The following is a 2,192-nucleotide window of genomic DNA, read 5'->3' on the forward strand; positions in this document are numbered from 1 at the left end:
GACACCATTCCGATATACTTCCATGCATATCGTATAAACCAAAAGGGTTTGCAGGAAATTTTCCTACATCGGTTGTTTGTTGGTAACTATTGTCGTAATTCGCTAAGTCCTTGGTAATTGTCTCACCAAAGTAATATGGAGTAGTCGTCCCCGCACGACAGGCATATTCCCATTCCGCTTCACTTGGTAAACAATAAATTCTCCCAGTTTTTTGAGATAATCTAGCGCAAAACTCCACCGCCTCATGCCAAGAAACCTTTTCCACCGGGCGGTTAGCACCTTTAAAAGTAGATCGGTTAGGATTTAAATCAATGTTCACCTTAGCAAAACCAGCAACGGCTTGCCATTGTGCTTGAGTGACGGGAAATTTACCCATGAAAAAGGGTTTGACTGTAACTTTATGCTGTGGACTTTCAAAATCATATCGTCCTGGTTCATCTTCTGGTGAACCCATAAGAAATTTACCACCAGGAATCGCCACCATATCTAAAGCCACGCCATTACTCAAGTTTTCTCTAAAATACTCAGCGCGTCCCCGAATGCGGTTGATTTTATGTTTCTTTCCTCCTAAACCCAAAAACCCTGAATTTGTAAGTGTAATGGTAGCGGTTTCAAATTCAAAGGGTTGAGTTTTAATACTGGTGTTAGATTTAGCCTTAGATGCTTCCTGTTGTTTTTGTCTTTGCTGCTGTTCTTGGCGTAATCTTTCCGCTTGCTGCTGCTGTTGCTGTAATTCGGCTTGCTGCTGCTGTTGCTGAGATTTTGACTGTAGTGGCGCAAATACTCTTGCTTCTATCGCTGCAATATCTTCATTCCGTAATCCCAAAGATTGCTGATAGTCTTGTAATTCCTTTTTGGTTCGCTGACTAAAAGGATATTCTTGCTTGACTACATCAATCAATGTCTGCTCATACTCTTGTAACTTGCGTTCATACTCCCGATAAGTTTGCAGAACTTGTTCTTGAATTTCTCTTGCTTCCTCCTCCGATAACCCCAACTCAACGCGCTTAGATTCTAATATTCTCAAAGCAATGACAGAAAAATTACCTTCACCCTGCTGGGCGCGAGTTGTGACTTCTTGCAGATATAATTCCTTGTTAACCTCAGATAAAACCGTCGGTGGTAATGGTGCTGAGACCGAGATTAAAGCTTGTAATGCTTCTGTGGCGTTAGGGTAGCGCATACTGAAGTGATGACGCACCATTTTAGTTAATACTTCAGCTAAATGATTACTTACCTGTGCTTGATTTTGCCAGATAATTTCGCCGGTTTGGGGGTCTTCTTCTAATTCTGATGGCAAAACACCGATTAAAGCTTGAATAGCCATTACCCCTAACGCATAAATATCGCTACCAAAACAAGGTTTACCGCGATACTGTTCATAGGACATATAACCAGGTGTGCCAATCACCACGCTAGAATTAACTTCACCTTGGCTATTAATCAATAATGTCCCTAATTCTTTGACTGCACCGAAGTCTATCAAGATAATCTTGCCATCTTGACGACGCATCAAATTCTGGGGTTTGATGTCGCGGTGAATGACTCCGTGTTGATGGACAAAGGAGAGGATTTCTAGTGCATCTTGTAAAAGCTTGGTGATATAACTTTCACTCAGTCGCTTACCAGGGACTATTTCTCGACTTAAATCTTGTCCTTCGATAAACTCTTGTACTATATATAGATTTTGGTCTTGGTTAAAGTGTGCGAGTAGTTGGGGAATTTGGGGATGTTTTCCCAGCCTTTCGAGGATAGCGGCTTCTTTCTCAAAAAATTCGATGACGCGGCTTTGGGTTTGGTTGGGACGCAGTTGTTTAACAACACATAAGGGTTTACTAGGTTGGTAATTATCTCTAGCCAGATATGTGACAGCAAAACCACCGCCGCCTAGTAACTTGATGATTTCGTAGCGTCCCGCCAGCGTGTTCAAGTGAGTATAAACCCTGATAAGCTTAATTAATCTCAGTGTAATTGTTAAGCGTTAAATCTGACAAGGCGAAATTAATTCGTAATTCGTAATGGACTGCGTCCCGCTACGTTAACGTAATTCGTAATTTGTTGACAACTACCCAGCCTAAAAGCCTACTGTGTACACACAAGTCTTTTAGAGTTAGTCGATACATTCACAATGTCAGGCGATACATTCACAATGTCAGGCGATACATTCACAATGTCAGGTGATACATTCACAA

General features: G+C 41.5%; 1 protein-coding gene. It reads right to left on the reverse strand.

Features of this window, described 5'->3' with window-relative positions:
- Positions 1-1,930: bifunctional serine/threonine-protein kinase/formylglycine-generating enzyme family protein (locus VB693_RS22465; RefSeq protein WP_323268199.1), on the reverse strand; the 1,930-nt coding region annotated here is incomplete at its 3' end.
- Positions 1,931-2,192: the final 262 nt, after the last annotated feature.

It is taken from the genome of Anabaena sp. UHCC 0399, from assembly GCF_034931465.1.
GTDB lineage: Bacteria > Cyanobacteriota > Cyanobacteriia > Cyanobacteriales > Nostocaceae > Trichormus > Trichormus minutissimus.